Source organism: Arthrobacter sp. FW306-06-A, assembly GCF_021870055.1.
GTDB lineage: Bacteria > Actinomycetota > Actinomycetes > Actinomycetales > Micrococcaceae > Arthrobacter.
In genome coordinates, this window is record NZ_CP084552.1 from 3,317,919 (window position 1) to 3,342,650 (window position 24,732).

Here is a 24,732-nt window from a genome sequence, read left to right on the forward strand (position 1 = left end):
CCGCGAAATGCCACTTAACGGCAGTCCGGGTCGCAACCATTGCTATTAAGTGGCATCTCGCGGGGGTGGGCTACGGGATGGAGGTGAGTGGCATCTCGCGGGGGTGGGCTACGGGATGGAGGTGAGTGGCATCCCGCGGGGGGTGGGCTACGGGATGGAGGTGAACGCCTGGTCCAGGTCTGCGATCAGGTCTTCCTTGTCCTCGATGCCGCATGAGAGCCGCAGCAGGTTGACCGGGACGGCCAGCTCGGTGCCCTTGACGGAGGCGTGGGTCATCTCGGAGGGGTAGTTCATGAGCGACTCGATGCCGCCCAGCGACTCCGCCAGAGTGAACACGGACGTGGACTCGGCCACCTTGCGGGCGGCAGCTTCACCGCCCTTGAACTGCACGGACACCATGCCGCCGAACTTGCGCATCTGCCTTTTGGCGAGCTCGTGGCCCGGGTGGTTCGGCAGGCCCGGGTAGAGGACGGCCTCCACCTCGGGGCGTTCCAGCAGCCATTCGGCTACGGCCTGCCCGTTCTCGCTGTGCCGGTCCATCCGGACGCCCAGCGTCTTGAGGCCGCGGGTGGTCAGGAAGGCGTCCATGGGGCCGGACACGGCCCCCACCGCGAACTGGACGAAGCCGATCTTCTCCGCCAATTCCTCGTCCTTGACCACGACGGCGCCACCCACCACGTCGGAGTGGCCGCCAATGTACTTGGTGGTGGAGTGGACCACCACGTCGGCACCCAGGGCGAGCGGGTTCTGCAGGTATGGGGACGCGAAGGTGTTGTCGACGACCAGGAGGGCGCCGGCGTCGTGCGCAATGTCGGCGAGCGCCACGATGTCGGTGATCTTCATCAGCGGGTTGGACGGCGTCTCCACCCACACGAACCGGGTCTTGTGCGCAGCCACCGCACGGCGGACCCTGTCCAGGTTGGCCATGTCCACCGGGGTGTTGCCGATCCCCCAATCGCCCAGCACCCGGCTGATCAGCCGGTAGGTTCCGCCGTACGCGTCGTTGCCCAGCACGATGTGGTCGCCGGGCCGGGTCAGCGCACGGATGAGGGCGTCCTCCGCGGCGAGGCCGGAGCTGAAACTGTAGGCGTGCGTGCCAAGTTCCAGTGCCGCGAGCTGTTCCTGGAGCGCGTCCCGGGTGGGGTTGGCGCCGCGACCGTACTCGTAGCCGCTGCGCAGGCCGCCGATGCCGTCCTGCGCATACGTGGAGCTGAAGTGCAGCGGCGGCACTACGGCCCCGGTGCGGGGCTCGAAGTCCTGGCCGGCGTGAACGGCGCGGGTGTTGAAACCCTGGTTTTCAGAGGCAGGCATGATGCTCCTTATCGGGGTTGGCTGATCGGGTCAGGCAGTTCAGTTGCTGAGGTAGGCCAGCAGGTCGTGCCGGGTGAGGATGCCCACGGGAGCGCCCACGAACGTGACCATGAGGGTGTCCGAGTCCGAGAGCAGTTCCCTGGCGGCGGAGATGGTTTCCAGCGATCCGATGACAGGCAGCTTGGGGCCCATATGCTCGGAAATCTTGTCCGTGAGCTTGGCTTCGCCGCGGAACAGCTTGGCGGTGAGGGTGCGCTCGTCCACGGCGCCCAGGACCTCGCCCATGACCACGGGCGGTTCCTGCGACAGGACCGGGATGTGGCTGACGCCGAACTCGTTCATGATGTTGATGACATCGCGGACGGACTCGTTGGGGTGGATATGCACCAGGTCCGGCAGTTCACCGTTCTTGGACTTGATGACCTCCCCCACGGAAGTTTCCTCGCCGCCGGAGAGGAACCCGTAGGAACGCATCCACTGGTCATTGAAGATCTTGGCCAGGTAGCCGCGGCCCGAGTCAGGCAGGATGACCACGACGACGGCAGTTTCCGGCAGGTCCCTGGCCGCCTGCAGCGCGGCTACTACCGCCATGCCGGAGGAGCCGCCCACCAGCAGCCCCTCTTCCCGGGCCAGGCGGCGGGTCATGGCGAAGGAGTCGGCGTCGGTGACCGCGATGACGTTGTCCGGGATTGTCTTGTCGTAGTTCGCCGGCCACATGTCCTCGCCGACGCCCTCAACAAAGTACGGGCGGCCGGTTCCTCCTGAGTAGACCGACCCCGCGGGGTCCGCGCCGATGATCCGGACCAGTCCGCCGTCGGATTCCGGCCTGTCAGCCGAAACTTCTTTAAGGTACCGGCCGGTGCCGGTGATGGTGCCGCCTGTGCCGGCGCCAATAACGACGTGGGTGACCTTGCCGTCGGTGTCCCGCCAGATCTCCGGGCCCGTGGTCTTGTAGTGGCTGCCCGGTGCGGCGGGGTTGGAGAACTGGTCCGGCTTAAAGGCGCCCGGGGTCTCGCGGGTGATCCGGTCCGAGACGCCGTAGTAGCTTTGCGGGCTGTCCGGCGGTACCGAGGTGGGCGTGACCACCACTTCGGCGCCGTAGGCCTGCAGCACGGCACGCTTGTCCTCGCCCACCTTGTCCGGCACCACGAAGACGCACTTGTAGCCCTTTTGCTGTGCCACCAGGGCCAGGCCTACGCCGGTGTTGCCGGACGTGGGCTCCACGATGGTGCCGCCGGGCTTCAGCTTGCCCTCGCGTTCGGCGTCCTCGATCATCTGGGCTGCGATGCGGTCCTTGATGGAGCCGCCGGGATTCAGGTACTCCAGCTTGACCAGGACGGTGGCTTTGATGCCCTCAGTCACATGGTTGAGTTTGATGAGCGGGGTATTGCCGATGAGGTCCAGGATGGACTGGGCGTACTTCATAGGTACAAAGCTACCGCTTCCTGTGCGCCGTTCCCTGCCCGGGGTGCAAGGATAGGCCGGTGAAGCAGTTCGCATGGCTCAAAGCGGCCCGGAGCTACCTGCTGCCCGGCGCCATCCTGGCAGCAGGCCTGGCCAGCCTGGCACTTGGCGTACTCCCCCTGCCCGCATTCGGGGAGCTGGCTGCCCGAACCATTCCCATCCTGGCCTTCGTACTGGCGATGTCCCTGGTCACCGAACTGGTGGACGAGGCAGGACTGTTCCGGGTAGTGACGGACCGGCTGGCCGCCCTGGGCCGGGGGCGGGTCTTCCTGCTGTGGCTCCTGGTGGTGGGGGTGGCCACGGTGTCCACCGTGTTCCTGTCCCTGGATACCACCGCCGTGCTGGTGACGCCCGTGGTGGTCCTGCTGGCGGTCCATGCGCGCATCCCGCCGCTGCCGTTCGCGCTGACCAGCATCTGGCTGGCCAATACCGCTTCCCTGCTGCTGCCGGTCTCCAACCTGACCAACCTCCTGGCCCAGGACCGGCTGGGGCTAAGCCCGTGGCGCTTCGCGGGACTGGTCTGGGCTCCTTCGCTGGTTGGCCTGCTGGTTCCGCTGGTCCTGCTGTGGCTGGCTTTCCGCCGCGATTTGCGCGGAACCTACGGGCCGCAGCCGGCGCACCCTGTTCGCGACCCCACCCTGCTGAAGGCGGCCGCCATTACGCTCCTGGTCCTGCTGCCCGCGCTGGTGTCCGGGTTGCCGGTCCAGTACCCGGCGCTCGCCGCGGCCGCCGTCCTGCTGGTGGTCTTCCTGCGCCGCAGGCCCTCCGTGCTGCGGTGGTCCATGGTTCCCTGGCGGCCGCTGATGCTGACGGTGGGCCTGTTCATGCTGATGGAGACCCTGCATTCGCACGGCCTCACCACCCTGCTGGCCGGTGTCGCGGGGTCCGGGGACACACTGCCCGCACTGCTGCAGCTGGCCGGAGTGGGGGCCGGCGCGGCCAACGCCGCCAACAACCTTCCCGCCTACCTGGCGCTGGAACCGGTGGCGGGCTCGCCGGCCAGGCTGGCCGCCCTGCTGATTGGCGTGAACCTGGGCCCGCTGGTGACCCCATGGGCCTCGCTGGCAACCCTCCTGTGGCATGAGCGGCTACGCGTCCTGAACGTTCCGATCAGGTGGGGCGGGTTCGCCGCCGCGGGCCTGGTGGCCGTTGCGGCGACCGTGCCGCTGGCCGTGCTGGCGCTGTGGCTGGTCAGCGGTATGGCCTAAGGCCGGCGGGATCAGCTGCCTGTGCCTCGGTCTCCGCCGGGAAGATTTTCCCACAGGCCCATGACGTTGCCCTCGGGGTCCTTGAAGTACGCCGTGTAGCCCATCCCGGGAATCTCGTTCTTGGGCATGACCACCGAGCCGCCCAGCTGCTCCACGCTCTTGAGGGTGGCGTTGATGTCCGGAACGTCGACGGTGATGACCGGGGTGGTGATTTGGCCATCCCTGGCCATCATTCCCCCGTTGATAGCGCCCGCGGCCGCCGGCTGGCCGTCGTCGTCCATGTCCGTGGTGATGACCATGCTGTAGTCCATCCCCGGCACCGCTTCGATCCGCCAGCCCAGTGCCTCCTGGTAGAACTTCCTGGCCCGCTTCTGGTCGTCCGCGGGGATCTCGAAATGCACTACTCCGCCCATCATTGCCCTCCGTGTTTTGTTATTCGCGGTCATCTTCCGGTCGCCCGGGTACCACGCGGTGATCGTAATCCGGGCCCGGAAAGCGCAGAAGGGCCGATGGTCCCGCCGCTGTCCGTGGTCCGTGGGACGATGGAAGGCATGACGACCGCAGACGCACCTCCCCGGCTGGCGGCCGCGGCGGACGTGTCCCTGCGGTGGTGTCCAGAGGCTCCCTACAGTCTTTCCCGCACCCTTGCGCCGCTCCTGCGCGGCAACAGTGATCCTTCGTTCTGCGTCCAGGGGGATGTCATCTGGAACGCATTTACGACGCCGGCCGGCCCGGCCACCATGCGGCTCGCCCCGGCGGGCGGCGGCGAAGCAGGCGGACCGTTGGTGGACATCCAGGCGTGGGGGCCGGGCGCCGCAGCCGCCGTGCAGGCGGCACCCCGGCTTCTGGGGGCGGACGACGACTGGCGGAGTTTCGACGACCCCGACTTCCACGCCACTCTGCCCCACATGGTCCGGGAGGCGCGGCGGCGCAGCCTGTCGGTCCGGCTGCCATCCAGCGGCCGCATGGTGGACCAGCTGGTGCCGATCATCCTGGAACAGAAGGTGACGGTGATCGAGGCGCGGCGCGCCTACCGCTACCTGGTGCACCGCTATGGAACGCCTGCTCCCCCGGCAGGATCATCCACCCCGGCGGGCCTCGTTGTGCCGCCAACCGCGGCGCAGTGGCTGCAGGTTCCCAGCTGGGAGTGGCACAAGGCGGGCGTAGGACCCCAGCGCTCCGCCACGGTCATGCGGGCGTTGCGTTCCGCCGTCGCGCTTGAACGCCTTGCGGTGCTGCCGGCACTTGAGGCAGCGGAGAAGATGCAGGTGATCCCCGGCATCGGGGTGTGGACTGCGGCCGAGGTGGTGCAGCGCACCCATGGTTGCCCTGACTCGATTTCGGTGGGCGATTACCACCTGGCGGCCTACGTGGGGGCGGCACTGACCGGACGCCGGACGGACGACGCCGGGATGCTCCGGCTGCTGGAGCCCTGGCGGGGACACCGCCAGCGCGTGGTCCGGATGATCCAAAGCACCGGCTTCCGCAAACCCACCTTCGGCCCGCGCATGACCATCCAGGACCACCGCGGGCACTGACCCGTGGGCCTGATGTGCGTGCGCACCGCAGGCCCTCTTTCCAGCGGCGTTCCTTTCCGCGGCCCCACTTTTCACCCGGGGCGCTTGATCCACGGGGCAATGGGTACGGCCATGGGTGAAGGCCGCCCGCGAGGCGGAATGCTGAACAGGACGGAAGAGACCCCATGAGCACCAACCCAGTCAGCACGAACCGGGCCAGCAGCAGGCGGCAAGCCGCCCACCCCGCAGCCCTGGACCCCGACGCACAGGATCCCACCGCCGATGACCCGAACGCTGATGATCCCACCGTCGCGGACCCGATGGGGGACGAGAAGGTACGGCTTCAGCTGGCCATTTTCGAGGTCACCCGGGACGCCGATGGCAGGGGCCTCGACGAGATCCAGGAGATGCTGCGTGCTGCCTTCGCACGGCACGGCGTCGAGACGCCGCCGGGCACCTGGCTGGAATCGGTGGCATCCTCCGCGTTCTACGGTGAGCCGTACATCGTGAACCTTCCTGCCGCGGTAGTCGCGGACACGATCGTGCCCGCCCCGAACCAGGAGGTCCGGGACCGGCTGGCCGCCCAGCGGGAGCTCCAGCAGGAGAAGCTACCGGCCGGCATCTTCCCCTCCCAGGACGACTGGAACATCCCCCGCAGCGAGACGACCGGCGGCAGCACCCGCACGCTGTCGCTGCCGCAGTGGGAAAGCGGCGCGGTCCTGGCCCTGACGGCGCTGGCAGCAGTGGCAATTGCGGCCGTCGTGGCCGTCCGCGCGGGAACCAGCCGCCGGCGCCGCGTCAACGCCTAGAGGCCCAGCCGGGCCACGGCTTCCTCGCGCATCTGGACCTTGCGGATCTTCCCCGAGACCGTCATCGGGAAACTCTCGCGGACTTCCACGTACCGGGGGATCTTGTAGTGAGCCAGCCGGCCGCGGCAAAACTCGGCAAGGGACTCAGCGGTCAGCGGGCCGGCGCCGGGCTTGAGGATGACGCAGGCCATCAGTTCCTCGCCGTACCGCGGATCCGGGACCCCGATCACCTGCACGTCCTGGATGTCGGGGTGGGTGTACAGGAACTCCTCGATCTCCCGGGGATAGATGTTCTCGCCGCCCCTGATGACCATGTCCTTGATCCGGCCTTCCACCACCACGTACCCGTCGTCGTCCATGCGGGCCAGGTCGCCTGTGTGCATCCAGCCGTCGGAGTCAATCGCCTCGGCCGTCTTCTCCGGCTGGTTCCAGTAACCCGCCATGACGGCATAGCCGCGGGTGCAGAGTTCCCCGATCTGCCCGCGTTCCAGCTCCTCGCCGGTGGCAGGGTCCACGATCCGGCTTTCCAGCTGCGGCATGGTGCGGCCCACCGTCTCGGTTCGCTGCTGGAGAGTGTCCCCCTTGCGGGTCATGGTGGACACCGGCGAGGTCTCGGTCATGCCGTAGCAAATGGCAACGTCCACCATGTTCATCTCCGAAATGACCCCGTTCATCACCTCAATGGGGCACAGCGAGCCCGCCATCACGCCGGTGCGCAGCGTCGAGAGGTCGTAGGACCCGAAGTCGGGCAGGGCCAGCTCGGCGATGAACATGGTGGGCACGCCATACAGCGACGTGCCCGCAAAATCCTGGACGGCCTCGAGTGCCGCGGCGGGCGAGAAGCCGCGCCCCGGGATGATCGTGGCGGCACCGTGGCTGAGCGCGTTGAGGTTGCCGATCACCATCCCGAAGCAGTGGTAGAACGGCACGGGGATGACCACCCGGTCACGTTCCGTATAGCCCAGCAGCTCGCCGATGGCGAAGCCGTTGTTCAGGATGTTGTGGTGCGTCAGCGTGGCGCCTTTGGGGAATCCCGTGGTGCCGGAGGTGTACTGCAGGTTGATGGGGTCGTGCGGAGAAAGTTCGGCCATGCGGGCCTTTAGTACCGGGTGCGCGACGCCGTCCGCCCGGGTGAGCAGTTCGGCGTACGTGAGTTCGGCATCGCTTTGGGGGCTGCCGGCCTTGAGGGGGTCCAGGCCGTGGTCCGGGAGGAAGACGAGCTCCCGCAGGTCCGGGCAGGTGAGGAGGGCCTGGCGCGCCATGGCCACGTAGTCGCTGTTGTTGTCCGACGGCGCCGTGACCAGCATGCGCATGCCGTTCTGCTTGACCACGAACTCAAGTTCATGGCTGCGGTACGCCGGGTTGACGTTGACCAGGATGGCGCCGACTTTGGCGGTGGCGTACTGCAGCAGGGTCCACTCGGCGCAGTTGGGGCTCCAGATGCCCACCCTCTCCCCCTTGGCGACGCCCAAGGCGAGGAGCGCGCGTGCCAGCCGGTCGACGTCGTCGTTCATCTTGGTGTAGCTCCAGCGGCGGGCGTCACCGCCCGGCACCGGGGCGGCCTCGATCAGGGCGTCATGGAGCGGAAACCGTGCCACCACCCGCTCGAAGTTGGCGCCGATGGTTTCCTCCAGGAGCGGGACGTCAGTGTCCCCGGCTGTGTAAGCACGCATGAAGGCACGCTACCAACAGGATCACGGCAGGAGAAGGACGACAGGCGGGGAAACCGACGCAACAGAACCGGAGGTATCAGCAGGGCCCGGTATTGTGAAAACCATGAGTGCACCCATTGATCTGATAGCAACGTTCATCCCCAACGAGGGCGAGTTCCACCGCGTCAAACTGGCCCTGGATATCGCGATCGATGAGGTGGTGAAGGAGCCCGGCTGCATCCGTTACGAGCTGACCGAGGCCACGGAGGAAAAGCTGGTCCTGACCGAGCAGTGGGCGTCCGAGGAGGATCTGGACAAGCACTCCAAGGGCACCGCCGTGCAGGACCTGAACGAGTCGCTGAGCGCACTGCTGGCCGAGCCGGTCAAGGTGGAACGCGTCTAGCGCAGCGCCTTAAACACAGAATGCGGGACCTCCAAAGGGAGGTCCCGCATTTGATTTAAGACAAGTCTTAGAAGTCGGGGATCTGCGTGCCGTCCTGGGTGCCGCCCTGGGATCCGGCGGGCTTGCTTGCCGCCGCTTCCGCTTCCTCCCGCTGCTTGGCCACATGGGCGTGGACTTCCTCCATGTCCAGCGCCTTCACGGCGTCCACCACCTGTTCCAGCTGTTGGGCGTTCAGGGCACCGGGCTGCGAGAACACCAGCACCTTTTCGCGGAAGGCCATCAGCGTGGGGATGGAGGTGATGCCCGCCTCCGCGGCGAGCTGCTGCTCAGCTTCGGTGTCCACCTTGGTGAAGAGGACGTCCGGGTGCTTTTCCGAGACCGCGGAATACGTGGGGCCGAACTGCTTGCAGGGACCGCACCATTCTGCCCAGAAATCGACCAGGACAATGTCGTTGCCTTCGATCGTGGATGCGAACTTTTCACCTGTGATGTCAAGGGTAGCCATGTGTCCACGGTACGCGCCGGGCCCCTCGCTGTCGCGCCTGTTCGCTCCCCGCGTCATTGGGAATAGCAGGAAGGACGACGCCGGCACCCGGCTTTAAGCGTCGGCATTCCAGAGATGCGGGGCCGGTGTGCGGCTGCCGGGGAGGGCGCTGGCGGCACGCCATTCGTGGATCCACTCGGGGAGCATGAGATCCGCCGGCGGGGCGCCGAATTCCGCGAGGATGTCCTCCTGGCTGACCGGGCCGGCCTTGGTGACCAGCCGGGTGGCGATGTAGGCGCGGGCGTAAATCTCGCCGTCGGCCACCATGCGCTGCTCGAAGAAGATTGCTTTGGTGTCCAGCCCGATGATGCGGGTCTCGATGGTGTAGTCCTGCCACAGCTGCAGCGATTTGCGAAAGGAGATGGTCTCGGCCGACACCACCGGGCTCCAGCCCCGGCGGCGCATCCGCTGCCAGATGCCGCTGCGGACCATCAGGTCGAACCGGCCCAGGTCCATGAGGGACAGGTACATGCCGTTGTTCACGTGCATGGCGATGTCGATGTCCGTGGGCAGGACGCGCAGGGGCAGGGAGGACGCCTCCCACACCGTGAGGGGCGGGCGACGTTTCGACCGGAAGAGCAGGAGCAAGGTTCTCAGAAGCAGGTGCATGAACCAATGCTACCCGCGAGTAACATTGTGCAGGCTGCTGGCCGGCGTGCCCACCGCCGTAGGATTTCCTGCATGACGCAGCAACGTTACCGGGACTTGGCGGAGTGGCCCCTGATGGCTACCGCGCTTGTCTTCCTGAGCGCCTACGCCTGGCAGGTGATCGGCCGGGTTGAAGGCAGCTGGGCCGACTGGCTCGAGGCCGTCATGTGGGTGACGTGGTGCGTCTTTGTCCTGGACTATGCGGCAAACCTGTGGCTGGCGGAAAAGCGCCGGCAGTGGTTCGTCCGAAACCTGCATGAGCTGGTGATCGTGGCCCTGCCGTTCTTCCGGCCCCTGCGGCTGCTGCGGCTGGTGACACTGCTGTCCGTACTGCACCGGACGGTGGGCGAGACCCTGCGCGGCCGGGTAGTGACGTACGTGGCGGCGTCTGCTGCACTGCTGGTCTTCGTGGGAGCGCTGGCCGTGCTGGATGTGGAGCAGTGGGCGCCGGACGCCAAGATCACCACGTTTGGCGATGCCCTCTGGTGGGCCACCGCCACCATCACCACCGTGGGCTACGGGGACATGTATCCGGTGACGCCCATCGGCCGCTTGGTGGCCACGGCGCTGATGATGAGCGGGATCGCCGTGCTGGGTGTAGTTACCGCCTCCATCGCGTCCTGGCTCGTCCAACGCGTTGAGGACACCGCTGAATCGGTGGCCGAGGCGGTGGAGGAACCGGTCCGGGTTGAGGTGGCGGAACTGGTGGCGGAGATCGCACTGTTGCGGCAGGAAATCGCTGAACTGCGGGAACACCGCCCGCTGTAACGGCAAGTACCGGGCCGTCGCTGCTTGAGTAGCGGGCCCCGGGCAGGCGAGTACCGGGCCGGAAAAGTCGGGTAAGTCCTACTGGTGCCCGCCCCTTGGCACGATTCCTAGACTCGGGGTTCCTAGGACCAACACGCACTGGCAGGTCCCCCGGGTGGCTTCCGGGAGACCTTCCTTCACGCGGAGCTCTGCATTTTCTGGGTGTGCGGATGCCTCCAATCTGTACCGCCACCGGTTCCGTCGTTTGCCGGGGTCCGGCGGTGCAATCACATCTCGCTCCGTCCAGTCCCGGCGTGCCTCGCATGCCCGGGCAGGACCGACACCTGATGGGCAACCCATGAACCCGAAGACATCCACCTCCCCCGACGGCACCAGCAGAAGCTTCGCCACCGACGAACCGCGCACGGACCTCAGCACCGGCCGCCCGGTAATCAGCAACAAACTGTGGGCCGGCATGGCCACGGCGGCGGTGGTGGCCGCAGTGGGCGTCGGCGCTCTGGCGGCGCCGCCCACCTTGCTCAGCGGTGGCACGACGCCGGCGGCCCAGGTCGCAGAAACCGCCGCGCCAGCGCCGCCAAGCACCCCCGCCGGCGACGATGCCGTGGCGGCAGTTGCGGCCAAGGGAGCTGCGCCGGCTGCGGAGGCAGCACCTGCGCCGGCATCAGAAGCGCCCGCTCCGGCAGCGCCCGAACCCGCCCCGGCCCCCGCACCCGCACCGGAATCGGCACCTGCGCCAGTCCCCGAACCTGCACCCGCACCCACACCTGCGGGCGATCCCAATTCGTACACGGTGGTGGCCGGCGACACCGTAGGTGCGATTGCAGCGTCCCGTGGCGTGGACATGAACGCGATGCTCGCAGCCAACGGATTGAGCGCCTACAGCATCATCTACCCGGGCGAAACGCTGCTGCTGACCGGGCCGCCGGTAGCGGTAGCAGCGCCTGCACCGGCACCGGCTGCCGCACCTGAGCCCGCCGCTGCCCCGGCTCCAGCAGCCGCACCCGCTCCTGCTCCCGCGCCCGTAGCTGTCCCGGCAGCACCTGCCGTCCGCACCATCTACGTTGCGGGCTCCGGGGGTCAGTCGATGGTGGACGCCTGCGTAGGGCCCATCCACTACACCCCGAATGACGGCTACTCGCTGTTCATCACCGAACACGATTTCTGCGGCGGGTGGGCGCGCTTCTCCGGAATCGGCGTGGGTGAGACGGTGAGCATTCCGGGCTACGGCACGTACACGGTGACGGGGCGCGGCACGGTCCCCAACCCGGGAACCACCAATGACGTCATTGCGGTCTTCGGCGGCTTCCCCCGGGCCATCCTGCAGACCTGCATTCCGGGAACCAGCACGATGCTCCTGATCGCGCTGAACTGAACCTGTGCACGAAACCTGTTGAACCGCAAAGTTCCCAAGCCTGTCCGCGGGTCCGAACCTTCAAGGGCTGGACCCGCGGACAAGGCCATGTCGCCTGGGCTAGATCCCGTGGCGTTCTGAGATGTGTTCCACCAGTTCACCCACGCGCTGTTCGTTGTAGTTGCGCGCAATGTCGCCCTGGCTGATGATGCCCACCAGCTTGTGGTCCGAGATCACCGGGAGCCTGCGGACCTGGTGCTCCTCCATCATGTGGATGGCTTCGTCAACGTTGGCGTCGGCGTCGACGCAGTACGGCTTGCCGGAGGCCAGCTCGCGGGCCATGGTCTGGCCCGGGTCACGGCCGGCGGCGACGCACTTGAGCACGATGTCACGGTCGGTGACCATGCCCTTCAGCTTGCCGTCGTCACCGCAGATGGGAAGAGCTCCGCAATCGAGGTCCCGCATCATACGGGCCGCGTCCAGAAGGGACTCGCCTTCCCCGACACATCGCGCATCAGTGGTCATGAATTCGCGTACGGCACTCATTGAATCCTCCTTCATCGATGTGGGATATCGACGCAGGGCATCGGAGCACATGCGCCGATACTTCCAGATTATGCCCGCCCCAACATCGTGTCGACGGCGGCAGGAGCCTTGCCTGGGCGCTCTGGAGCAGGGCACCGGACAACGAAAAAGCCCCCGGAACCTGTTGGTTCCGGAGGCTTTCCTTGGGTGGCAGATGAGGGATTCGAACCCCCGTAGGCGTTGCCAGCTGATTTACAGTCAGCCCCCTTTGGCCGCTCGGGTAATCTGCCGAACTTCAAAAGAAGTACCCGTTGATGCAGTGTTCGGAAGGAGCCGTTTCCGTGTCCTTTCCGCTTCAGTAACCGCGGGCAAGACAACTTTACAGAACTTCCGCCGAAGAATCGAATCGGGGCCTGCAGCACCTCAAAAGCCCTGGAACCACGCCAAAAACCTTATGCCTGGCCCAGGATGCGCCCCGCCAGTTTGGCCTCAAAGCTGAGCGCCTGATCTTCAGTGATCTGGTTGAGCTGCACGGCCCGCTGAAGGTCCGCCCGCACGCCGTCCATCCGGGATGAAGCATCCGGCACCGGGCTGAGGACGATGGACGCCGCCACCGCTGCCGCGGCCATTGACGTTGCGGCTGTGGCCACTGCCCCGGCTGCCGCCGTGGTGGTGCGGGTGACGTAATGGGCGGCTTTGCGGTGCATGGCGGTGTTCCCTTCAACTGCTGTACCTCTGGTCCAACCCTGGCCACCGATCCTTCGTTCCGCCGGTGCTTCCGCTGAGAGGGAACTGTGAAATGCGCATCCCACCGGCCGCGGCATCCGTATTAGGCTGGAACGCAGGAATCCAGGCCCTGTCCCCCCGCAGGGTTCCCATCAGCAAAAGGAGAGTCATGGCAGGCGAGTCAACGTTCGACGTCGTAAGCAAGGTGGACAAGCAGGAAGTGGCCAACGCACTCAACCAGTCCCAGAAGGAAATTGCCCAGCGCTATGACTTCAAGGGTGTTGGCGCCGAGATCGACTTCAGCGGCGAAAAGATCCTCATGAAGGCCAACTCGGAGGAACGCGTCAAGGCTGTCCTGGATGTCTTCCAGTCCAAGCTGATCAAGCGCGGCATCTCGCTCAAGTCCCTGGACAGCGGCGAGCCCTATGCTTCCGGCAAGGAATACCGGCTCGAGGCCTCCATTAAGGAAGGCATCGCCCAGGACCTGGCCAAGAAAATCAACAAGCTGATCCGCGACGAAGGGCCCAAGTCCGTCAAGTCCCAGATCCAGGGCGACGAACTCCGCGTTTCCTCCAAGTCCCGTGACGACCTGCAGGCCACCATGGCCCTGCTGAAGGACTTCGACGAAGCCGACCTGCAGTTCGTGAACTTCCGCAGCTAGCCCGGCCGCGGCGTCGTAATCGACGCCCATAGCCTCCGGCGCTGCACAAAAGGCCGGCGCACCCGACATACGGGGTGCGCCGGCCTTTTTGCGCATCGGAGGCGGCTTACCGCGTCGGAACAATCCAGCCGGCGGCCTGGGGGCAACCGACGTCAAACGCAATCCGGACCAATTACGCCACATTTAGTTTGCGTAATGCCACCCGCCGGGTAATCTCTTTCTTAGGCCTTCCTAAGTAAGGCTTACCTGAGTGAAAGAACTTCCATGACTGCCAACTTCCTGATCGGCCTGCGCGAAGGACTCGAAGCCACCTTGGTGGTAGTCCTGCTGATGGCCTACCTGGCCAAGACGGACCGACGCCACCTCATCCCCCGCATCTGGGCAGGTGTTGCGGCGGCGCTAACTGTGTCTGCCGGCTTCGGCGCGCTCCTCACCTTCGGCCCAAGGGGACTCACCTTCGAGGCACAGGAGGCGATCGGCGGCAGCCTCTCCATTCTCGCCGTCGGCCTGGTCACGTGGATGGTCTTCTGGATGGCCCGCACCGCACGGACGCTCGGAAGCGACCTGAAGTCCCGCGTGGACAAGTCAGCCGGTGGAACCGGGTGGGGCCTGGCCATGGTTGCCGCCATCGCAGTGGGACGCGAAGGCCTGGAAACGGCGCTCTTCCTGTGGGCCGCGGCCAAAGCCACAGGCGAATCCACGCAGCCGCTTGCGGGCGCCCTCCTCGGCCTGGTTGCCGCGGCCGGCTTTGGTTACCTGCTGCAGCGCGGCGTCCTGAAAGTGAACCTCTCCCGCTTCTTCACCTGGACCGGCGCCGCCCTGGTCATCATCGCCGGCGGCGTCCTGTCCTACGGAATCCACGACCTCCAAGAGGCCGGCCTGCTTCCGGGGCTGCACTCCCTGGCGTTCGACATCAGCGGCGCCGTCCCGCCGTCGTCGTGGTACGGCACCCTGCTAAAGGGAACCTTGAACTTCTCCCCCGCCACAACCTGGCTCGAGGCGGCCGCCTGGCTCCTCTACGTCCTGCCGGTGCTGTTCCTCTACCTGCGCACCAACCGCAAGACGCCGCCCAGCACTGCTGCCGCAGGCACGAAACCCACCGCCAAGGCTGTGGCAGCCGCTTAACTCCCCGCCACCCGCACCCAAAGGAATCCCCATGCCTGGCTTCACCCTGCCCAAAAACACCCTGCCCAAAAACTCCCGCACCGCCCGCGGCAGCAAGCTCGCTTCGCTGGCTGCCGCCGTCGTGTCCCTCCCCCTGCTGCTCACTGGCTGCACCGACAACACCAAGGCTGCGGACGCCTCAGGAGGCGCCATCAACGTGGTGAGCTCGAACACCGACTGCAAGGTTTCGACAGCCAGCGTCCCCAGCGGCAACCTCACGTTCTCGGTCAAGAATGAAGGCACAGAAGTCACCGAGTTCTACCTGCTGGCAGCGGACGGGCTGCGCATCCTGGGCGAAGTGGAAAACATCGGACCCGGGCTGAGCCGCAACCTGGTGGTTACCGCCCCCGCCGGCACGTACACCACCGCCTGCAAGCCGGGCATGGAAGGCGACGGGATCAGGGGTGCGCTGGAGGTGACGCAGTCCGGGGACCAGCCGACCGCGGACGCCGATTTCCAGCACCTGCTCGACACCGCCACTGCCCAGTACGCGTCCTATGTGAAGGACCAGGGCGAACAGCTGCTCACCGGCACAGAGCAATTCGCCGCAGCTTTCGCGGCCGGCAATGCCGGTGAGGCGAAGCGGCTGTACGCGGCCACCCGGCAGCACTGGGAACGGATTGAGCCCGTCGCCGAGTCCTTCGGGGACCTGGACCCGCAGCTCGATGCACGCGAGGCCGACCTCGAGCCGGGCCAGGAGTGGACCGGGTGGCACCGCGCGGAAAAGGATCTCTTCCCGCCCGCTGGCTACACCGCCATGACGCCTGCCGAACGCTCAGCCATCGCCGACCGTATGGTGGCCGACACCAAGGACCTGGTGGAACGCACCCGCACGCTTGAGATCTCCGCGGACATGCTGGGCAACGGCGCCAAGGAACTCCTGGACGAAGTGGCCACCGGCAAGGTGACCGGCGAAGAGGAGATCTGGTCGCACACGGACCTCTGGGACTTCCAGGCGAACGTTGACGGCGCGCGCATTGCGTTCGAAAGCCTGAAGCCCGCCCTGCTGCAAAAGGACTCGGCCCTGGCCGCATCACTGGACGAAAAGTTCGCGGCGCTGCAGGCTGAACTGGCCACCCATGCCCAGGGAGCGGATTTCACCTCCTACGACAAACTGACTCCGGAACAGGTCCAGCGGCTGGCCTCGCTGGTTGACGCCCTCGGGGAACCGCTCTCCCGGCTGACTGCGGCGGTGGTCCTGTGACCGGGTGCCCCTTTGGCGTCCGGCCCCCGGAAGCATCCGGACCTTCCGGGCCACCTTCTGATTCAGGTGCCAGTGAACGGCCGACGGCGGGATCCCGGCTGAGCAGGCGGGGCCTGCTGGGCCTGGCCGGCTTGGGCGGGGCCGCCGCCGGGCTTGCCGCAGGTTTCCTGGGGCACGACGCCGTCGCTGCCTCTGCAGCACCCGCCCCTGCCGCCGACAACGCCGTAGTCCCCTTCCACGGGGACCACCAGGCCGGCATCACCACCCCCGCGCAGGACCGCCTGCACATGGCAGCGTTCGATGTCACCACCAGCAAGCGCGAGGAACTCATCCAGCTCCTCAAGGACTGGACCGACGCTGCGGCAGCGCTCACCGAGGGCAAACCAGCCGGGGCAACGGGCGCCGTCGACGGACCATACGGCGCACCTCCGGAAGATACCGGCGAGGCCCTGGACCTCAATGCGGGCAAACTGACCCTCACGTTCGGCTTCGGCGCCAGCTTGTTCGAGAAGGACGGTATGGCCCGTTTCGGCCTGGAGGGCCGGCGGCCCGAGGCCCTGATCGACCTGCCGCATTTCCCCGGCGACGACCTGGACCCTGCTCGCAGCGGCGGCGACCTGGTGGTCCAGGCCTGCGCCGACGACCCCCAGGTGGCGGTCCACGCCATCCGGAACCTGGCAAGGATTGGGTTTGGGAAAGTGCGGGTCCGGTGGTCGCAGCTGGGCTTTGGCCGGACCTCCTCCACCTCCCGCGCCCAGCAGACTCCGCGGAACCTGTTCGGTTTCAAGGACGGGACCAACAACCTCAAGGTCGAGGATGACCAGCTGCTGGACCAGCACGTGTGGGCCCGCCCTGACCGGCCGAAGGACGACTGGTTGGCGGGCGGCAGTTACCTCGTGGCGCGCCGGATCCGGATGCACATCGAGATTTGGGACCGGACATCCCTTGGCGAACAGGAAGGCCTGATCGGCAGGACCAAGGGGACCGGCGCACCCCTGTCCGGCGGCGAAGAATTCACCGAACCGGATTTCTCCCGGCAGGGCAAGGGCGGCAAGCCCCTGATTCCGCTCGATTCACACGTGCGGATGGCACACCCCGCCCAGAACAGCGGGGTGCGGATGCTGCGCCGGGGCTACAACTACACGGACGGATCCGACGGCGTGGGGCACCTCGACGCCGGCCTGTTCTTCATTGCCTTCGTCACCGACGCGCGCACCCATTACGTGCCCATGCAGATGGCCATGGCCAAGGGCGACACGCTGGCCGTGGAATACCTGAAGCACACGGGGTCGGGCCTGTTCGCTGTCCCCCGCGGGGTGAAGCCTGGGGGCTTCATCGGCGAAGGACTCTTCGCCTGACCGCCGTGCCCGCCTTGCACGGCCCGCGCCGCCGTCGTCTTCGACGAGCAAACTCGAAACCGTCGCGCATGTTCGCTGGCGCACCCGTTTTTTGGGGAGCGCCAGCGAATATGCGCGTCGAAAAATAGGTTGCGCATCGAAAATGTCCAGCAAGGGCCGACGGCGGGATGCCGGCTACAGCTGCCGGCCAGCCATCCGCTCCAAGCGGGTGATGCGGTCGCGCATGGGCGGGTGCGTTGCGAACAGCTTGTTCATGGCCCCGCCGCGGAACGGGTTGGCGATCATCAGGTGCGAGGCGTTGACCAGCCGCTGGTCCTGCGGCAGCGGCGCAAGGCTGACGCCGCGCTCAATCTTGGCCAGGGCTGAGGCGAGCGCCAGCGGATCGCCGGTGAGCTGCGAACCGTCCTCGTCGGCGTCGTACTCCCTGGTACGGGAGATGGCCATTTGGATCAGCGACGCCGCGAAGGGTGCCAGCACGGCCATGGCGATCATGGCCAACGGGTTGGCGTTGCGCCGGTCACCGCCGCCGAAGAACAGCAGCATCTGCCCCACCGAGGTGATGACGCCCGCGACGGCGGCCGCCACGGACGAGGTGAGAATGTCCCGGTTGTAGACGTGCATCAGCTCGTGGCCAAGGACACCGCGCAGTTCGCGGGCGTCCAAGAGCTGCAGGATGCCTTCGGTGCAGCAGACGGCGGCGTTTTGCGGGTTGCGTCCGGTGGCGAACGCGTTCGGGTTCATGGTGGGCGAGACATAGATGCGCGGCATGGGCTGGTTGGCCCGCATCGAAAGCTCACGGACGATCTGGTAGAGCTGCGGCGCCTGGGCTTCGGTCACCGGGATGGCCTGCATGGACCGGATGGCGATCTTGTCACTGTTCCAGTACCCGTAGAAGGTGGTGCCGACCCCGATCAGGGCCATGATCCAAATGGGGGTGGAACTGCGGGTCCCCACCCCGATCAGCCCGCCAAGGCCCAGCAGTACCGCCCACAGCACCCCGAACAGTGCCGCGGTCTTCAGGCCGTTGTGATGTTTGTGCACGTTTCCTCCTTACTAAAGGAACGGCTTGCTAGGGAACCGGGTTCCGCGCATCGTACTTCCGGAAGCCCGGCTGCAGCTTCGCCGCCAGCCACGCCCCCGCGATGCACAGCCCGCCTCCCAGCAGCAGGACCCAGCCCTCACTCAAAATCTTAGTCGCGCCACCTGCCAGCAGATCGCCGATCCGCGGACCGCCGGCGACCACCACGATGAACACGCCCTGGAGCCGACCCCGCAGATGGTCGGGGGCTGCGGCCTGGAGGATGGTGTTGCGGAAGACGCTGCTGATAGAGTCCGCGATGCCGGCCAGGGCGCAGCAGACGGCGGCGGGCAGCAGCCACACGGTCACAGCACCGTCGGGCGCGGGCCCGGCGAGCAGCACCACCGCGCCGAACGCTCCAATGGAGGCGCCCCAGCCCATGACGGAAACGACGACGGCGGTCCCCTGGCTGCGCACGCTGCCCAGCGGCCCGGAGAACAGACCGGCCAGGAAGGCCCCGACGGCGGTGCACGCCAGCAGGATGCCCACGGTCGCCTCCCCGCCTCCGATCATCAGCGCCGCGACAGCCGGAAGCAGCGCCCGCGGCTGGGCGAGGATCATGGCCACGAGGTCGATGATGAAGGTCATGCGGAGGTTGGGGCGGGTGCCCAGGAACCGGAAACCCTCGATGACGGAGCGGATTCCCGGCCTGCCGCCGGCTCCGGCGGGCGCCATGGGCGGAAGCCGGTACACCGCCCAGAGGACGAAGGCGAAGCTGGCGAAGTCGATGGTGTAGGTCCAGCCGAATCCCAGCCAGGCCACCAGCACGCCGGCCAGCAGGGGTCCGGCGGTCATGGCCAGGCCCATGGACAGCATGCTCAGGGCGTTGGCCGCGGGCAGGAGTTCCTTGCGGATGAGCATGGGGATGATGGCGCTGCGGGCCGGCTGGTTGATCGCCTGGGCCCCGCTTTGCAGTGCCACCAGCAGGTACAGTACCCAGACGTTTCCCAGATGCAGCCAGGCCTGGAGCGCGATCAGGCCGGTGGTCAGCCACAGCACGGCGGAGGCCAGCAGGGCGATCCGGCGGCGGTCGTGGGCGTCGGCGATGGAGCCGCCCATCAGGCCGCCTATCACCAGGGGAACCAGTGCAAAGATGCCCAGCAGGCCCACGTAAAAGCTGTCCTGGGTCAGCCGGTACACCTCCAGGCTCACGGCCACCAAGGTCAGCTGGCTGCCGACGGCGGACACTGCGGATCCCAGCCAGAGCCGGCGGAATGCGGGGCTTTCCTTGAGCGGCGTGACATCGGCAAGTAATTTCCCCACCCCGTAACACTAGCGGGACGCGGGGAGAGGTTAGCCGAGCCTTATTGTGAGTTGCTCAAAATAAGTGCTTCAATGGAGCCATGACGGAGCACTTTGATGGCCAGGAAGCATGGGCTGCAGCCCTGCGCGCCCATGGCCGCAGGGTGACCAAGCAGCGGCTCGCTGTACTCGCCGCCGTCGAACGCCACCCGCATTCCCCTGCCGAAAGCATCCTTGCCGCCGCCCGCGCCGAGCTCCCCGAACTGACGGCCCAGTCCGTCTATGTGGTCCTCGGCGACCTGACGGACCTGCACATGCTGCGCCGTTTTGAGCCGCCGCACTCCCCCGCCCTGTACGAAACGCGTGTGGGCGACAACCACCACCACGCCATCTGCATCAGCTGCGGGCGCGTGGAGGACGTGGACTGCGCCGTCGGCCACGCCCCGTGCCTCACCCCGCACTGGAACCCGGACGCCAAGCCGATGACTATCCAGATCGCCGACGTCATGTACCAGGGCATCTGCCAGGAGTGCCAGCAGGCCCAGCAACTTCCTCCCCACAGTCCCTCGCAAGAAAAAGAGAAATAGGAGAACAATGACTGCCGTTTCCACAACCCAGTCAGGCGCGCCGGTTACGTCCGACGCACACTCGAAGTCAGTTGGTGCCGATGGTGCCATCATCCTGACTGACCACTACCTGGTGGAGAAGCTTGCCCAGTTCAACCGTGAGCGGGTTCCGGAGCGCGTAGTGCACGCCAAGGGCGGCGGTGCATTCGGCACGTTCAAGACCACCGAGGACATCTCCAAGTACACCAAGGCTGCATTCCTGCAGCCGGGCGTCGAGACCGAGATGCTGATCCGCTTCTCCTCCGTTGCCGGCGAGAACGGCTCCCCGGACACCTGGCGCGACCCCCGCGGCTTCGCCGTGAAGTTCTACACCAGCGAGGGCAACTACGACCTCGTGGGCAACAACACCCCCGTCTTCTTCATCCGCGACGGCATCAAGTTCCCGGACTTCATCCACTCGCAGAAGCGCCTCCCGGGCACCCACCTGCGCGACGCCGACATGCAGTGGGATTTCTGGACCCTGTCCCCCGAGTCCGCACACCAGGTCACCTGGCTGATGGGTGACCGCGGCCTGCCCGCTTCCTGGCGTGAAATGCAGGGCTACGGCTCGCACACCTACCAGTGGATCAACGCGGAGGGCGAGCGTTTCTGGGTCAAGTACCACTTCAAGTCCAACCAGGGCGTGAACTCCATGAGCTCCGAGCAGGCCGAACAGCTTGCCGGCTCCGACGCGGACTTCTACATCCGCGACCTGTCCGAGAACATCGAAGCCGGCAACTTCCCCTCCTGGGACCTGCACGTCCAGGTCATGCCCTACGAGGACGCCAAGAGCTACCGCTTCAACCCGTTCGACCTGACCAAGGTGTGGCCGCACGCGGACTACCCGCTGATCAAGGTGGGCACCATGGAGCTGAACCGGAACCCGGAGAACTACTTCGCGCAGATCGAACAGGCCACCTTCGCGCCGTCGAACTTCGTGCCGGGCATCGCCGCTTCCCCGGACAAGATGCTGCAGGCCCGCATCTTCTCCTACGCGGACGCACACCGCTACCGCGTGGGCACCAACCACGCGCAGATCCCGGTGAACCAGCCCAAGAACCAGGTCAACAACTACAGCCAGGACGGCCAGGGACGCTTCCTGTTCAACGCTCCCTCCGTTCCGGTCTACGCGCCCAACACCTTCGGTGGTCCGGCTGCAGTTGAGCCGCAGAACACCGCCGGCGGCTGGGAGAACGACGGCGAGCTGACCCTCGCCGCGCACTCCCTCCACGCAGAGGACGGCGACTTCGTCCAGGCCGGCGCGCTGTACCGCGAGGTCTACAACGAAGCCGAAAAGGCCCGCTTCCTGGAGACGATCACCGGCGCAGTAGGCGGCGTCAAGCGTTCCGACATCAAGGAACGCGCCATCCAGTACTGGACCAACGTCGACGCCGAACTGGGCGCCAAGCTGCGCGCTAACCTCGGCGCCGGGGCTGCCCCGTCGGCTCCGGCCTCGGATGCAGAGTCCGCCAACAAGATCGGCTGACCAGGCTTCCTGCAGGCTTAACCGAAAGACCACCCCGCCACGGGTTCCGTGGCGGGGTGGTCTTTTTGCACATACGGTCCTGGTCCCCTGGCCTGCCCCGGGCGGCCCTCCTAGGCTCCGTTCATGAACACATTTGCAGGCATTCCTACGGAAGCCTTCCGTTTCTATTCGGAGCTGGAAGAGAACAATAACCGCGATTGGTGGCTTGGCCACAAGGACGTGTACGACGCCGCGGTCAAGGAGCCACTGGAAGCACTTTTGGCGGTCCTGGAGCCGGAGTTTGGTCCGGCCAGGCTGTTCCGCCCCTACCGGGACGTCCGCTTTTCCCAGGACAAGTCACCCTACAAGACTGCCCAGGGCGCCTTCGCCACCCGGCAGGAAGGGGTGGGTTACTACCTGCAGGTCAGCGCCGACGGGCTGCTGGTAGGAGGGGGCTATCGCTCCCACACCCCCGCCCAGCTGGCCAGGTTCCGGGCGGCAGCGGACGCCCCGGGGAGTGGCGCCGCCCTGGAGGAGATCGTGGATGCGGTGGCGGCCGCCGGCTTTCTCATTGAAGGCGAGAAGCTCAAGACGGTGCCCCGCGGTTTCGGCCGGGACCACCCACGGGCGGAGCTTCTCAAGCACAAGACCTTGTATACGGGAGTGGACCTGGGCCAGCCGGAGTGGCTTTCCACGGAAGCCGCCACGGACGAGATTGCCGCCAGGTGGCGGCAGCTGCGGCCGCTGGTCGAGTGGGTGGGGAAGTACGCGGCGCCCTGAACTTGCAAAGTTGCAGGCTGGAAAAGCAACTGCCCGCCCGGCACAGGCCGGGCGGGCAGTTGGACAGCTGGTGATGCGCCGGCCGTCGGGCGGATTCGAGGGCCGTCAGGTGCGGCTCAGCTCGTCCTCGTCATCAGCTTCAGCGGCCGCGAGGGCAGCGGTGCTGGAAATGCCATTGACCGCCGCGTTGGCTTCGGCGAAGCGCTCGTTGAGCCGCGAGTGGCGCTGGCCGTAGGCGAAGTAGATCGCCAGGCCCAGGACCAGCCAGAACGCGAAGAAGATCCAGGTCTCCACGGCCAGGTTGGTCATCAGGTACAGGCAGAGCAGGGCTGAGACCACCGGGAGCACCTTGCCGAACGGGACGCGGAAGGCGGGCTTCAGGTCCGGGCGCTTCTTGCGCAGCACCAGGATGCCCAGGCTGACCACCACGAACGCGGACAGCGTGCCGATGTTGATCATTTCCTCGAGCAGGTCCACGTTGGTGAGGCCTGCCACCAGGGCAACCGCGGTGCCGCAGATGATCTGGAGGCGGACCGGCGTGGCGCGCTTGTCGCTGGTCTTGGACAGTGCCCGCGGCAGGAGGCCATCGCGGCTCATGGCCAGCACCACGCGGGACAGGCCCATGAGGAGCACCATGATCACGGTGGTCAGGCCCACCAGGGAACCGAAGGCGATGACCTTGGCGGCAGAGGTGTCGCCCACGGCTTCGAACGCGGTGGTGAGGGTGGGGCTCTTGGCTTCGGCCAGCTGCGTGTAGGACACCATGCCGGTCAGGGCCAGGGAGACCAGGATGTAGAGCAGCGTCACCAGGGCCAGGCCGCCGAAGATGCCGCGGGGCAGGGTCTTCTGCGGGTTCTTCACTTCCTCGGCGGAGGTGGCCACCACATCGAAGCCGATGAAGGCGAAGAACACCAGGGCGGCGCCGGCAAAGATGCCCGCGGTGCCGTACTGGGCAGGGGCAGCGCCCGTCAGGAAGCCGAAGAACGACTGCTTCAGGACGTCCGCCGCACCGGTGCCCGCAGTGGGCTCGGCAGCGGGAACGAACGGGGCGTAGTTTTCGAACTTCACGTAGGTGAAGCCCACCACGATCACGAACAGCACCACGGCGATCTTGATCAGCGTGAAGATGTTGCCCACCCGAGCGGAGAGCTTAGTGCCCAGCACCAGCAGCACGGTGAAGATGGCAACGATCAGGAAAGCGCCCCAGTAGAGGTCCACGCCGCCCAGCGAGATGGCCGGGGGAATGTCCAGGCCGGTGAGGGCAAACACCTTGCTGAGGTAGATGCCCCAGTATTTGGCGATCACGGCCGCGGCCGTGAACAGCTCCAGGATCAGGTTCCAACCGATGATCCAGGCAAGAAGTTCGCCCATCGTGGCGTAGGTGAAGACATAGGCCGAACCCGCCACGGGGATGGCGGTGGCGAACTCGGCGTAGCACATGATGGCCAGCGCGCAGGTGACGGCCGCGATGGCGAAGGAGAGCGTCACGGCGGGACCGGCAAAGTTTGCGGCGGCCTTGGCGCCGACCGAGAAGATACCGGCGCCAACAGCAACGGCGACGCCCATGATCATGAGGTCCCAGGTGCTGAGGGAACGCTTAAGCTTGCGTCCGGGCTCATCGGCGTCGGCGATCGACTGCTCGATGGATTTTGTCCGCAGAAGGTTCATAAGGGGTCACAATCCTGGTTTGTGATGGAAACAGACCTATCAACGATAGTGTCCATCCACTGGACGGTCCCAATCGTCCCGAATAGTGAGACGCCCTAATGACCGAATAATGTTCCGCCAACGCACTGGGGGCCCTCCCAAAGGAGAGCCCCAGTGGCGGCGGATCGAACTTCTAGGCGGGCCAGTCCATCAGCGTGGACCGGATCAGGAAACGTTTACCCTCAGGGGCTTCAACGGAAAAGCCGCTCCCCCTGCCTGGCACAACATCGACGCTGAGGTGGGTGTGGCTCCAGTAGTTGAACTGTTCGCGCGACATCCAGAACTCAAGCGGTTGGGGCTGCAGCCCGTCGGACAGGTCGAACAGTCCCAGGAGGATGTCGGACTCCCCTGTGATGAAGTCACCTGCCGGGTAGCACATGGGAGCGGACCCGTCGCAGCAGCCGCCGGACTGATGGAACATGAGCGGGCCATGCCGGTCCCACAGCATGCGCAGCAGGTCCACGGCCGCGGGCGTGAGCGCCACCCGGGAAAAGTCTTCCCCGGGCAGCGTCACGGCGGCATCGAGCCTGGTCGAAGCCATG

The 24,732-nt window shown here is 66.4% G+C and carries 25 protein-coding genes and 1 tRNA gene; 13 read left to right on the plus strand and 13 right to left on the minus strand.

Annotated features, from left to right (window positions below):
- Positions 1-147: 147 nt before the first annotated feature.
- Entirely contained in the window at positions 148-1,311 is a 1,164-nt protein-coding gene (locus LFT49_RS15480) for a cystathionine gamma-synthase (RefSeq protein WP_237428681.1), read from the minus strand.
- Positions 1,312-1,350: 39 nt separating this feature from the next.
- Entirely contained in the window at positions 1,351-2,736 is a 1,386-nt protein-coding gene (locus LFT49_RS15485; RefSeq protein ID WP_237428682.1) for a cystathionine beta-synthase, read from the minus strand.
- 59 nt (positions 2,737-2,795) lie between these two features.
- On the opposite strand from LFT49_RS15485, the gene LFT49_RS15490 reads away from it, so the two are divergent.
- On the plus strand, positions 2,796-3,983 hold the full coding sequence (locus LFT49_RS15490; RefSeq protein WP_237428683.1) for an SLC13 family permease: 1,188 nt from the start codon (positions 2,796-2,798) through the stop codon (positions 3,981-3,983).
- Positions 3,984-3,994: 11 nt separating this feature from the next.
- On the opposite strand, the gene LFT49_RS15495 is transcribed toward LFT49_RS15490, so the two are convergent.
- A complete protein-coding gene (locus tag LFT49_RS15495) occupies positions 3,995-4,399 on the minus strand; it encodes a VOC family protein (RefSeq protein WP_237428684.1) in 405 nt (134 codons plus the stop codon).
- Positions 4,400-4,534: 135 nt separating this feature from the next.
- Between LFT49_RS15495 and LFT49_RS15500 the strand changes: the two genes are divergently transcribed.
- Together LFT49_RS15500 and LFT49_RS15505 are read left to right on the plus strand one after the other, a co-directional pair.
- Positions 4,535-5,521 carry a DNA-3-methyladenine glycosylase family protein gene (locus LFT49_RS15500; RefSeq protein WP_237428685.1) on the plus strand — a complete coding sequence of 329 codons (987 nt, stop codon included), beginning with the start codon at positions 4,535-4,537 and terminating at the stop codon, positions 5,519-5,521.
- A 164-nt stretch (positions 5,522-5,685) separates the two neighbouring features.
- Positions 5,686-6,309, plus strand: a complete 624-nt coding sequence (locus LFT49_RS15505; protein WP_237428686.1) for a hypothetical protein — start codon at positions 5,686-5,688, stop codon at positions 6,307-6,309.
- On the opposite strand, the gene LFT49_RS15510 is transcribed toward LFT49_RS15505, so the two are convergent.
- On the minus strand, positions 6,306-7,982 hold the full coding sequence (locus LFT49_RS15510; RefSeq protein ID WP_237428687.1) for an AMP-binding protein: 1,677 nt from the start codon (positions 7,980-7,982) through the stop codon (positions 6,306-6,308). The two genes, LFT49_RS15505 and LFT49_RS15510, sit on opposite strands and share 4 nt — an antisense overlap.
- A gap of 103 nt (positions 7,983-8,085) precedes the next feature.
- Here LFT49_RS15510 and LFT49_RS15515 point away from each other — a divergent pair, with 103 nt between their 5' ends.
- A complete protein-coding gene (locus tag LFT49_RS15515) occupies positions 8,086-8,364 on the plus strand; it encodes a putative quinol monooxygenase (RefSeq protein WP_142133016.1) in 279 nt (92 codons plus the stop codon).
- Positions 8,365-8,431: 67 nt separating this feature from the next.
- Here LFT49_RS15515 and LFT49_RS15520 read toward each other — a convergent pair whose 3' ends face one another.
- Together LFT49_RS15520 and LFT49_RS15525 are read right to left on the minus strand one after the other, a co-directional pair.
- Positions 8,432-8,869 (minus strand): thioredoxin family protein, encoded by a 438-nt coding sequence (locus LFT49_RS15520; protein ID WP_236799181.1) that lies wholly within the window; start codon positions 8,867-8,869, stop codon positions 8,432-8,434.
- Positions 8,870-8,962: 93 nt separating this feature from the next.
- Positions 8,963-9,517 (minus strand): acyl-CoA thioesterase, encoded by a 555-nt coding sequence (locus tag LFT49_RS15525; protein WP_237428688.1) that lies wholly within the window; start codon positions 9,515-9,517, stop codon positions 8,963-8,965.
- 72 nt (positions 9,518-9,589) lie between these two features.
- Between LFT49_RS15525 and LFT49_RS15530 the strand changes: the two genes are divergently transcribed.
- Positions 9,590-10,324: a potassium channel family protein gene (locus tag LFT49_RS15530; protein WP_237428689.1), complete on the plus strand. Its 735-nt coding sequence runs from the start codon at positions 9,590-9,592 to the stop codon at positions 10,322-10,324.
- 337 nt (positions 10,325-10,661) lie between these two features.
- The gene (locus LFT49_RS15535) at positions 10,662-11,696 is read left to right on the plus strand and encodes a LysM peptidoglycan-binding domain-containing protein (protein WP_237428690.1); all 1,035 of its coding nucleotides are present in this window, start codon (positions 10,662-10,664) and stop codon (positions 11,694-11,696) included.
- A gap of 99 nt (positions 11,697-11,795) precedes the next feature.
- Here the strand turns inward: LFT49_RS15535 and LFT49_RS15540 are convergent, their stop codons facing one another.
- The 3 genes from LFT49_RS15540 to LFT49_RS15550 all read right to left on the minus strand — a co-directional run bounded on the left by LFT49_RS15540 (position 11,796) and on the right by LFT49_RS15550 (position 12,907).
- Positions 11,796-12,221: a CBS domain-containing protein gene (locus LFT49_RS15540; protein ID WP_237428691.1), complete on the minus strand. Its 426-nt coding sequence runs from the start codon at positions 12,219-12,221 to the stop codon at positions 11,796-11,798.
- Between the two features lie 187 nt (positions 12,222-12,408).
- A tRNA-Tyr gene (locus LFT49_RS15545) sits at positions 12,409-12,490 on the minus strand.
- Between the two features lie 162 nt (positions 12,491-12,652).
- Positions 12,653-12,907: a hypothetical protein gene (locus LFT49_RS15550; RefSeq protein ID WP_237428692.1), complete on the minus strand. Its 255-nt coding sequence runs from the start codon at positions 12,905-12,907 to the stop codon at positions 12,653-12,655.
- 188 nt (positions 12,908-13,095) lie between these two features.
- On the opposite strand from LFT49_RS15550, the gene LFT49_RS15555 reads away from it, so the two are divergent.
- From LFT49_RS15555 to efeB, 4 genes are all read left to right on the plus strand, one after another.
- Complete coding sequence (locus tag LFT49_RS15555; protein ID WP_009357171.1) at positions 13,096-13,587, plus strand: YajQ family cyclic di-GMP-binding protein; 492 nt, start codon at positions 13,096-13,098, stop codon at positions 13,585-13,587.
- 264 nt (positions 13,588-13,851) lie between these two features.
- A complete protein-coding gene (gene efeU, locus LFT49_RS15560; protein WP_237428693.1) occupies positions 13,852-14,712 on the plus strand; it encodes an iron uptake transporter permease EfeU in 861 nt (286 codons plus the stop codon).
- Between the two features lie 31 nt (positions 14,713-14,743).
- Positions 14,744-15,955, plus strand: coding sequence for an iron uptake system protein EfeO (gene efeO / locus LFT49_RS15565; RefSeq protein ID WP_237428694.1), 1,212 nt, complete (start codon positions 14,744-14,746; stop codon positions 15,953-15,955).
- Entirely contained in the window at positions 15,952-17,313 is a 1,362-nt protein-coding gene (efeB, locus tag LFT49_RS15570; RefSeq protein ID WP_237428695.1) for an iron uptake transporter deferrochelatase/peroxidase subunit, read from the plus strand. Before efeO ends, efeB begins: the two co-directional genes overlap by 4 nt.
- 174 nt (positions 17,314-17,487) lie before the next feature.
- Here efeB and htpX read toward each other — a convergent pair whose 3' ends face one another.
- On the minus strand, positions 17,488-18,354 hold the full coding sequence (htpX, locus tag LFT49_RS15575; protein ID WP_237428696.1) for a zinc metalloprotease HtpX: 867 nt from the start codon (positions 18,352-18,354) through the stop codon (positions 17,488-17,490).
- Between the two features lie 28 nt (positions 18,355-18,382).
- Positions 18,383-19,654, minus strand: a complete 1,272-nt coding sequence (locus tag LFT49_RS15580) for an MFS transporter (RefSeq protein WP_237428697.1) — start codon at positions 19,652-19,654, stop codon at positions 18,383-18,385.
- Positions 19,655-19,734: 80 nt separating this feature from the next.
- Between LFT49_RS15580 and LFT49_RS15585 the strand changes: the two genes are divergently transcribed.
- The 3 genes from LFT49_RS15585 to LFT49_RS15595 all read left to right on the plus strand — a co-directional run bounded on the left by LFT49_RS15585 (position 19,735) and on the right by LFT49_RS15595 (position 22,483).
- Positions 19,735-20,220, plus strand: a complete 486-nt coding sequence (locus LFT49_RS15585; RefSeq protein ID WP_142133005.1) for a Fur family transcriptional regulator — start codon at positions 19,735-19,737, stop codon at positions 20,218-20,220.
- A 7-nt stretch (positions 20,221-20,227) separates the two neighbouring features.
- Positions 20,228-21,724, plus strand: coding sequence for a catalase (locus LFT49_RS15590; protein WP_236799193.1), 1,497 nt, complete (start codon positions 20,228-20,230; stop codon positions 21,722-21,724).
- 123 nt (positions 21,725-21,847) lie between these two features.
- Complete coding sequence (locus tag LFT49_RS15595) at positions 21,848-22,483, plus strand: DUF2461 domain-containing protein (RefSeq protein ID WP_237428698.1); 636 nt, start codon at positions 21,848-21,850, stop codon at positions 22,481-22,483.
- Between the two features lie 105 nt (positions 22,484-22,588).
- Here the strand turns inward: LFT49_RS15595 and LFT49_RS15600 are convergent, their stop codons facing one another.
- Together LFT49_RS15600 and LFT49_RS15605 are read right to left on the minus strand one after the other, a co-directional pair.
- Complete coding sequence (locus tag LFT49_RS15600; protein ID WP_237428699.1) at positions 22,589-24,151, minus strand: amino acid permease; 1,563 nt, start codon at positions 24,149-24,151, stop codon at positions 22,589-22,591.
- A 172-nt stretch (positions 24,152-24,323) separates the two neighbouring features.
- On the minus strand, positions 24,324-24,731 hold the full coding sequence (locus LFT49_RS15605) for a DUF779 domain-containing protein (protein WP_236799196.1): 408 nt from the start codon (positions 24,729-24,731) through the stop codon (positions 24,324-24,326).
- Between the last annotated feature and the right edge of the window lies 1 nt (position 24,732).

Bases quoted from the DNA above. Each gene is read 5' to 3' on its own strand.
- LFT49_RS15480 (WP_237428681.1), bottom strand. From the start codon at position 1,311: ATGCCTGCCTCTGAAAACCAGGGTTTCAACACCCGCGCCGTTCACGCC.
- LFT49_RS15485 (WP_237428682.1), bottom strand. From the start codon at position 2,736: ATGAAGTACGCCCAGTCCATCCTGGACCTCATCGGCAATACCCCGCTC.
- LFT49_RS15495 (WP_237428684.1), bottom strand. From the start codon at position 4,399: ATGATGGGCGGAGTAGTGCATTTCGAGATCCCCGCGGACGACCAGAAG.
- LFT49_RS15500 (WP_237428685.1), top strand. From the start codon at position 4,535: ATGACGACCGCAGACGCACCTCCCCGGCTGGCGGCCGCGGCGGACGTG.
- LFT49_RS15505 (WP_237428686.1), top strand. From the start codon at position 5,686: ATGAGCACCAACCCAGTCAGCACGAACCGGGCCAGCAGCAGGCGGCAA.
- LFT49_RS15510 (WP_237428687.1), bottom strand. From the start codon at position 7,982: ATGCGTGCTTACACAGCCGGGGACACTGACGTCCCGCTCCTGGAGGAA.
- LFT49_RS15515 (WP_142133016.1), top strand. From the start codon at position 8,086: ATGAGTGCACCCATTGATCTGATAGCAACGTTCATCCCCAACGAGGGC.
- LFT49_RS15520 (WP_236799181.1), bottom strand. From the start codon at position 8,869: ATGGCTACCCTTGACATCACAGGTGAAAAGTTCGCATCCACGATCGAA.
- LFT49_RS15525 (WP_237428688.1), bottom strand. From the start codon at position 9,517: ATGCACCTGCTTCTGAGAACCTTGCTCCTGCTCTTCCGGTCGAAACGT.
- LFT49_RS15530 (WP_237428689.1), top strand. From the start codon at position 9,590: ATGACGCAGCAACGTTACCGGGACTTGGCGGAGTGGCCCCTGATGGCT.
- LFT49_RS15535 (WP_237428690.1), top strand. From the start codon at position 10,662: ATGAACCCGAAGACATCCACCTCCCCCGACGGCACCAGCAGAAGCTTC.
- LFT49_RS15540 (WP_237428691.1), bottom strand. From the start codon at position 12,221: ATGAGTGCCGTACGCGAATTCATGACCACTGATGCGCGATGTGTCGGG.
- LFT49_RS15550 (WP_237428692.1), bottom strand. From the start codon at position 12,907: ATGCACCGCAAAGCCGCCCATTACGTCACCCGCACCACCACGGCGGCA.
- LFT49_RS15555 (WP_009357171.1), top strand. From the start codon at position 13,096: ATGGCAGGCGAGTCAACGTTCGACGTCGTAAGCAAGGTGGACAAGCAG.
- efeU (WP_237428693.1), top strand. From the start codon at position 13,852: ATGACTGCCAACTTCCTGATCGGCCTGCGCGAAGGACTCGAAGCCACC.
- efeO (WP_237428694.1), top strand. From the start codon at position 14,744: ATGCCTGGCTTCACCCTGCCCAAAAACACCCTGCCCAAAAACTCCCGC.
- LFT49_RS15585 (WP_142133005.1), top strand. From the start codon at position 19,735: ATGACGGAGCACTTTGATGGCCAGGAAGCATGGGCTGCAGCCCTGCGC.
- LFT49_RS15590 (WP_236799193.1), top strand. From the start codon at position 20,228: ATGACTGCCGTTTCCACAACCCAGTCAGGCGCGCCGGTTACGTCCGAC.
- LFT49_RS15595 (WP_237428698.1), top strand. From the start codon at position 21,848: ATGAACACATTTGCAGGCATTCCTACGGAAGCCTTCCGTTTCTATTCG.
- LFT49_RS15600 (WP_237428699.1), bottom strand. From the start codon at position 24,151: ATGAACCTTCTGCGGACAAAATCCATCGAGCAGTCGATCGCCGACGCC.
- LFT49_RS15605 (WP_236799196.1), bottom strand. From the start codon at position 24,731: ATGGCTTCGACCAGGCTCGATGCCGCCGTGACGCTGCCCGGGGAAGAC.